The organism is Terrabacter sp. P5_B1 (assembly GCF_056400505.1).
Genome location: NZ_JBFULD010000249.1, coordinates 1 through 6,398 on the forward strand (window position 1 = coordinate 1; position 6,398 = coordinate 6,398).

Genomic DNA, 6,398 nt, shown 5'->3' on the forward strand with positions numbered 1-6,398 from the left:
ACACCGATCTGGCCGAGGAGGGGATCGACGCTCTCGTCGACAGCGCCCCCCGCCGGGCCGGGAGCCGCGGGCGTTCCCGGCCAGACCGGCTGTGCGGCATACGGGTTCGGCGGGACGGGGAGCTCACGAGTCGGCTCGAAGACGGGGATGGCCTGTGTGGGGGCGGCGGCCGGGGCCATCGGTCCGGGAGCGCCCGCCGCCGGGCCGCGCGGGATGGTGGGCACCGGCACGGTGAACTGCTCGTGGGGTGCTGGGGACCCGCCGGACCCGCCCGACGCGGGGCTGTCGCTCATGGCGCCAACGTACCCCGCGACACGAGGGGCGGTGCTGATGCTGCCCCCGGAAGGATTTTTCGGGAGAGTGTCGTATGAGGGCGCTGCCGTTCGTGGAAGAAGTGTGCGGCGGCCGGCTCGGCCGCCGGAAGCGAGGGGTCGACCCGGACCTCTCGCCCAGGACCCAGAGGAGACGACGATGACGGAGTACCTGATCACCTTCAACGACGAGTGGGTGCAGGAGCACACGGAGGACGAGATCAAGGCCAAGGGGGTCGCGAGCAAGGCGGTGGTGCGGGAGATGCAGGAGCAGGGCGTGCTGATCTTCACCAACGGCGGGCTCGACCGGGACACCGCGATCTGCAGCGTCCAGGCGGAGAACGGCGCTCCGGTCTTCACCGACGGCCCCTTCGTCGAGACGAAGGAGCACCTCGGCGGCTTCTGCGCCGTGGACGTCCCCGACGACGAGACGGCCCGCTACTGGGCCGGCCGGCTGGCCGTGGCACTCGACTGGCCGCAGGAGGTCCACCGGTTCCGCGGGTCCGGGATGGCCCGCCTCGACGGCTCCCGGGAGGCGTGAGCCATGGCGCGATACCTGCTGTCCGTCTTCGGGACGGCCGAGCCCACCGAGCTCGGCGCCTATGCCTCCCGGGAGGAGATGCTCGAGGCGTTCGCCGCCACCGGCGCGTTCAACGACATGCTCAAGAGGGACGGGCACTTCGTCTTCGCCGACGGCCTCGAGCCGGCCACGACCGCCACGACGGTGGACGGGCAGGGTGAGCGACCCGCCTTCACCGACGGCCCCTACCTCGAGACGAAGGAGCACCTCGGGGGTTTCTGGATCATCGAGGCCGCCGACCTCGACGTCGCACTCGCGCTGGCCGCGCAGGGGTCGAAGGCCTGCCGCGGCACGGTCGAGGTGCGGCCCTTCCGGACGGAAGAGTCCGTGCAGGCCCTGATGGAGCCGTGACCGATCCCGCCGTCGCGCAGACGATCACCCGCGTCCACCAGCAGGAGTGGGCGCGGGTGGTCGCCGGCCTCGCGCGCCGCTTCGGCAACCTCGACCTGGCCGAGGAATCCGCGGCCGAGGCGTTCGCCGCGGCCGCGGAGCGATGGCCACGAGACGGCATACCGCCCAACCCCGGAGGATGGCTCGCCACCACGGCCACCCGCAAGGCGATCGACCGGCTCCGTCGCRAGTCCCAGCGCGACGCCAAGCACCAGGCGGCTCTCATGATGCACGACGACAGCCCTGCCGAGCCGACCGGCCCGGTCGAGGACGACCGGCTGCGGCTCGTCTTCACCTGCTGCCACCCCGCGCTCGCGATGGAGGCCCGGGTGGCCCTGACCCTGCGCCTGCTCGGCGGTCTCACGGTCGCCGAGATCGCCCGCGCCTTCCTGGTGCCGGAGACCACGATGGCGCGGCGGATCACCCGCGCCAAGGGCAAGATCGCCGCGGCGCACATTCCCTACCGGGTGCCGTCGGCCGACGACCTCCGGGAGCGGCTCGCCGGAGTCCTCGCGGTGGTCTATCTCGTCTTCAACGAGGGCTACCTCGCCGGCAGTGGTGGCGACGCCGTGCGCGTCGACCTCACCGACGAGGCGATCCGTCTCGGCCGCCTGCTCCGGGACCTCCTCCCGGACGACGGCGAGGTGACGGGACTCCTTGCCCTCATGCTCCTGACCGACGCCCGGCGAGCCGCGAGGGTGTCCCGCACCGGGGAGCTGGTCACGCTCGCCGAGCAGGACCGTGGTGCGTGGGACCGATCCCTCATCGCCGAGGGCCGGGCCCTGGTCTACGAGCGCCTGAGGGCCGTCGCTGCCGGTGGTGGGCCGCCGGGCCGCTACCAGCTGCTGGCCGCGATCAACGTGGTCCACTCGGACGCCCCGTCCGCCCAGGACACCGACTGGTACCGGGTCGTGGCGCTCTACGACGCGATGGTGCGCCTCGACCCGTCGCCGATCGTGCGGCTCAACCGGGCGGTCGCGGTCGCCGAGGTCGACGGTCCCGCGGTCGGTCTCGCCGAGGTCGACCGGCTCGGCGATGTCCTCGACGGCTACCACGCCCTCCACGTCGCCCGGGCCGACCTGCTGCGACGGCTCGGCCGCGGCGGCGAGTCGCGTGCGGCATACGACCGCGCCATCGCCCTGACCGGCAACCCGGCGGAGCAGGCCTACCTCACGCGGCGACGCGACCAGCTCGTCAGCGCAGGTCCTCAGACAGGGCGACGATGATGCCCTCCGGCCCGCGGACGTAGCAGAGCCGGTAGACGTCCTCGTAGTCCACGACCTCGCCGACGAGCTCGCCGCCCTGGGCCAGCACCGTCTCGACCGCTGCGTCGACGTCGTCGACCTCGAACATGACGCTGCGCAGCCCCAGGGTGTTGCTCGGCGGCGGCTGCGGGCCCTCGCTGACCGCGACCGGCGAGTGGAACTTCGTCAGCTCGAGCCGTCCGTGACCGTCGGGGGTGCGCATCATCGCGATCTCCACGCGGATGTCGTCGAGTGCGTTGATGCGGTCGACCCACTCGCCCTCGATCGGCGTCTCGCCCTCCAGCTCGAGGCCGAGGGCGGCGAAGAAGGCCTTGGACGCCTCGAGGTCGCCGACGACGACGCTGACGTGGTGCATGCTCTGGACGCTCACGGTGCTACTCCTTGTCGGTCGCGGCCGGGCTTACCTGCCGATGTCAGTGGGACGGGGCGGTGGCACGGTTCTCGACATCGCCGGAGTCCGCGTCGAGGTGGGCGCGCCGGCCCTCGCGGTCGAGCACGACGATGATCTCGAGGGGACCCTCCGCCGCCGTGATCGCGTGCGGCACCATCGTCGAGAACTGCGCCGACTGGCCCTCCTCGACGAGCAGGACGCGCTCGCCGAGCTGCAAGCGGGGGGTCCCCGACAGCACCGTGAACCACTCGTGCCCCGGGTGCACGCCGAGGTCCGTCCGGCGCCGAGTCGGCCTCGAGGTCGAGTTCTTGCGTCATCAGCAAGATCGTATGCCGTGTGCGCACCCGTCTAGCGTGGCTGTCATGACGCACTCCCATCACGACACACCCGGCCACCGGGCGCACGGACACGGCGCATCGGGCGACGACCATGTCCACGACGATGCGGCGTTCGAGGACGCGGTCGACGACCTGCTCGACCTCGACGGCGAGGTCCTGGCGGCGTACTGGGGTGCAGCCCTCGACCGGGTGGCGGCTGCCGCACTGTCGGGAGCTGAGGGCGCCGGGACCGGCAGCCGTTCGCGGGCTCGGGTCGTCGACCTCGGAGCCGGCACCGGCACGGGGGCCATCGGTCTGGCGCGTCGGCTGCCGGACGCGGAGGTCGTCGCCGTCGACGTGGCCGAGCGGTCGCTGGCTCGCGTCGTGACCAAGGCGCAGGCGGCCGGGGTCGGAGATCGGGTGCGCACTCTCGTGGCCGACCTCGACGCCGGCTGGCCCGACCTCGCCCCCGTCGACGTCACGTGGGCGTCGATGTCGCTGCACCACCTCGCCGATCCCGTCGGCTCGCTGGCGCAGCTGCGTCGGATGACTCGGCCCGGCGGTCTGCTCGCCGTGTCGGAGTTCGACGAGCCGTTGCGCTTCCTGCCCGAGGATCTCGGCACCGGCCGCCTCGGCTTCGAGTCCCGCACGCTCGAGGCCCTGTCCACGGTCCATGCGGAGGCCCTGCCCAACATCGGCGCGTCGTGGGCCACGATGCTCGAGGAGGCGGGCTGGACCGTCGTCGACCAGCACGACGTCGTCATCGACGAGCGCCGGCCGCACCACCCGCTCGCCGGCCGTTATGCGCGCGCCTGGTTCGCCCGGCTCGCGGGCGGGCTCGACGGTCGCCTCGACGTCGACGACGAGCGCACGCTCGGGCTCCTGCTCGACGACGGCGGCCTGCAGGGGTTGCTGCACCGGAGCGACCTGCACCTGCACGGCATGCGCACGCTGACGCTCGCCCGAGCCTGACCGGCAGGGGTTCYGGTCGGACAGCGGGGGATCAGTGCGGCTGCGGGTCGGCCTGGCGGACGTCACGCATCCCGAGACGAAGTCCGGCAAGGCCGAGGGCCACGAGCAGGACCGCGGGCAGCAGGATGGGCGAGCGCCAGGGCTCGAAAGCGCCGTAGCCCTGCACGGCGACCACCACCCCGACGAGCAGGGCAGCGCCGGCGAGCAGCTGGACGAGGCTCAGGGCCAGGGACAGCGAGCCATGACGAGTGGGTCCGGCTCGGAGCACGTGGACGGCGGCGAACGTGAAGATCGCGGCGGCCACGGCGAGGATCATCCCCAGCCCGAGGAAGACTCCGCCCAACCCTGCCTCGGGGTCTCGGCCGGCCACGATCATCACGCCGGCGAACACGAGGGCGGACCCCCCGACCAGCAGATGGCCAGAGCTGACGACGTTGCGTGTGGCGGCGCGTGTCCGGACGGTTTCCATGACCCATGGGAGCACGCCCCGGCCTCGGCCCGCTTGAGCAGCGCTACTCGTTCGCCGTGACGCGCTGTGACGGGCTACGCGCCGCGGGCCGGCAACGGCCCGCGGCGCTGCGATCGACGCGCTCCGTCACTGACGCCCGCCGTTACGCCCGGGGTCAGCGGGCGTCGAACCGCCGACGCGCTACCGTCAGACCGATGAGCGAGATGACGGCGACGACGATGTAGTAGACGCTCGGCGCGTTGAGGGACCCGGTGAGACCGATGAGCCAGGTCAGCACGAGCGGAGCGATGCCACCCATCACCGTCACCCCCACGTTGTAGGCCACCGAGACGCCGGTGGCTCGCACGTCACGTGGGAAGAGGGTCGTGAGCAGGGCCGGGAGCGGACCGAAGTAGAAGGCCATGATGACCCCGAGGATGCCGATGGCCACGACGAGGACCGGGACGGTCGGCGAGGCGATGACCACCGCGAACAGCGGCCAGGCGAACACCAGCGCGCCGACGGCAGCCCAGACCATGACACGCGCCGGCCCGACGCGGTCGGCCAGCCGGCCGACCAGTGGGACACCGACCATGGTGACGATGCCCGCCACGACGCCGCCGAGGTAGGCGGCGCTCGCCGGAACCCCCAGATTCTTCACCGCGTAGGTGGGCATGAAGAGGATGAGGTAGACCGAGATGGTCGCGACGCCGACGCACGCCGAGCCGGTGAGGACTCGTCCGAGGTGCTCGGTGAGCGTCGCGCGGATGGGTGCCTCGTGCGGGGTGCTCTCGGCGAACTCCTTGGGCTCGGACAGGCGGGCCCGGATGTAGAGGCCGACGGGGCCGATGAGGCAGCCGAGGAGGTACGGGATCCGCCAGCCCCAGGAGTAGAGGTCCGGCTTCGACAGCTGGGTGAACAGGATGTAGCCGAAGGCCGAGGCGAGGAACATCGAGATGCCCTGGCTCGCCACCTGCCAAGAGGCGTAGTACGCCTTGCGGTTCGGAGCCGTCTCGACGAGGAACGTTGTCGCCGAACCGAACTCGCCACCCGCGGAGAAGCCTTGGACGAGCCGTGAGATCAGAATGATGACGCCCGCCCAGGCGCCCACCATGGCGTGCGTCGGCGCCGCGGCCATGAGGATCGTGCCCACCATCATGAGCAGGAGCGTGAGCGTCAAGGCCTTCTTGCGTCCGTGTCGGTCCCCGTAGCCGCCGATGATCATGCCGCCGAGCGGCCGGACGAGGTAGGAGATGGCGAACGTCGCGAAGGTGAGGATGAGGCCCAGCGTCTTGTCACCCTCGGGGAAGAAGTTCTCGGCGATGACGATGGCGAACGACGCGTAGACGATGATGTCGAACCACTCGAGCGCGGCGCCGATGGAGCTGCTGAGGACTGCCTTGCGTGCCTCGGCCAGGCGTTCGGGAGTCACCTCTGTCGGTGTGTCGGCGGTGATGGTCATGGTGCTCCTTCGGTCTGGCTGGTCGGTCTGGCGTGGGTCAGGCACTGAGGTGGGTGATGAGGGTGTCGAGCAGCGCGTCACACCTGTCGATCTGCTCGAGCGCGACGAACTCGTCCGGTGCGTGGGCCTGGGCGATGTCTCCGGGTCCGCACACCACGGTCGGGATGCCAGCGCGCTGGAAGAGCCCGGCCTCGGTGCCGTAGGCCACCTTCTCCTCGCTCGCGTCCGCACCGAGGCCGGTCACGAGCTCGATGACGTCCTC

9 protein-coding genes and 1 pseudogene are annotated in these 6,398 nt (G+C 71.5%); 4 read left to right on the forward strand and 6 right to left on the reverse strand.

What is annotated here, in order from left to right:
• Positions 1 to 293 (reverse strand): annotated as a pseudogene (locus tag AC1DP0_RS16150) (hypothetical protein); the annotation flags it as partial.
• A gap of 178 nt (positions 294 to 471) precedes the next feature.
• Here AC1DP0_RS16150 and AC1DP0_RS16155 point away from each other — a divergent pair.
• Genes AC1DP0_RS16155 through AC1DP0_RS16165 form a run of 3 tightly spaced genes read left to right on the forward strand, consistent with a single transcriptional unit; the run spans position 472 to position 2,507 of the window.
• Positions 472 to 852 (forward strand): YciI family protein, encoded by a 381-nt coding sequence (locus tag AC1DP0_RS16155; protein WP_478086062.1) that lies wholly within the window; start codon positions 472 to 474, stop codon positions 850 to 852.
• A gap of 3 nt (positions 853 to 855) precedes the next feature.
• Entirely contained in the window at positions 856 to 1,242 is a 387-nt protein-coding gene (locus AC1DP0_RS16160) for a YciI family protein (RefSeq protein WP_478086064.1), read from the forward strand.
• Positions 1,239 to 2,507 (forward strand): RNA polymerase sigma factor, encoded by a 1,269-nt coding sequence (locus AC1DP0_RS16165; RefSeq protein WP_478086066.1) that lies wholly within the window; start codon positions 1,239 to 1,241, stop codon positions 2,505 to 2,507. The genes AC1DP0_RS16160 and AC1DP0_RS16165 overlap by 4 nt, the downstream gene beginning before the upstream one ends.
• On the opposite strand, the gene AC1DP0_RS16170 is transcribed toward AC1DP0_RS16165, so the two are convergent.
• Both AC1DP0_RS16170 and AC1DP0_RS16175 read right to left on the reverse strand, forming a co-directional pair.
• A complete protein-coding gene (locus AC1DP0_RS16170) occupies positions 2,476 to 2,916 on the reverse strand; it encodes a VOC family protein (RefSeq protein WP_478086068.1) in 441 nt (146 codons plus the stop codon). The two genes, AC1DP0_RS16165 and AC1DP0_RS16170, sit on opposite strands and share 32 nt — an antisense overlap.
• 43 nt (positions 2,917 to 2,959) lie before the next feature.
• Complete coding sequence (locus AC1DP0_RS16175; RefSeq protein WP_478086070.1) at positions 2,960 to 3,202, reverse strand: cupin domain-containing protein; 243 nt, start codon at positions 3,200 to 3,202, stop codon at positions 2,960 to 2,962.
• Between the two features lie 97 nt (positions 3,203 to 3,299).
• Between AC1DP0_RS16175 and AC1DP0_RS16180 the strand changes: the two genes are divergently transcribed.
• Entirely contained in the window at positions 3,300 to 4,226 is a 927-nt protein-coding gene (locus AC1DP0_RS16180; protein ID WP_478086072.1) for a class I SAM-dependent methyltransferase, read from the forward strand.
• Between the two features lie 31 nt (positions 4,227 to 4,257).
• Here the strand turns inward: AC1DP0_RS16180 and AC1DP0_RS16185 are convergent, their stop codons facing one another.
• The 3 genes from AC1DP0_RS16185 to AC1DP0_RS16195 all read right to left on the reverse strand — a co-directional run.
• Positions 4,258 to 4,695, reverse strand: a complete 438-nt coding sequence (locus AC1DP0_RS16185; RefSeq protein ID WP_478086075.1) for a hypothetical protein — start codon at positions 4,693 to 4,695, stop codon at positions 4,258 to 4,260.
• 154 nt (positions 4,696 to 4,849) lie between these two features.
• Positions 4,850 to 6,136 (reverse strand): MFS transporter, encoded by a 1,287-nt coding sequence (locus tag AC1DP0_RS16190; RefSeq protein WP_478086080.1) that lies wholly within the window; start codon positions 6,134 to 6,136, stop codon positions 4,850 to 4,852.
• Positions 6,137 to 6,173: 37 nt separating this feature from the next.
• Positions 6,174 to 6,398 (reverse strand): M20/M25/M40 family metallo-hydrolase (locus AC1DP0_RS16195; protein ID WP_478086082.1); only part of this gene is annotated, 225 nt, incomplete at its 5' end.

Bases quoted from the DNA above. Each gene is read 5' to 3' on its own strand.
- AC1DP0_RS16155 (WP_478086062.1), top strand. From the start codon at position 472: ATGACGGAGTACCTGATCACCTTCAACGACGAGTGGGTGCAGGAGCAC.
- AC1DP0_RS16160 (WP_478086064.1), top strand. From the start codon at position 856: ATGGCGCGATACCTGCTGTCCGTCTTCGGGACGGCCGAGCCCACCGAG.
- AC1DP0_RS16180 (WP_478086072.1), top strand. From the start codon at position 3,300: ATGACGCACTCCCATCACGACACACCCGGCCACCGGGCGCACGGACAC.
- AC1DP0_RS16185 (WP_478086075.1), bottom strand. From the start codon at position 4,695: ATGGAAACCGTCCGGACACGCGCCGCCACACGCAACGTCGTCAGCTCT.
- AC1DP0_RS16190 (WP_478086080.1), bottom strand. From the start codon at position 6,136: ATGACCATCACCGCCGACACACCGACAGAGGTGACTCCCGAACGCCTG.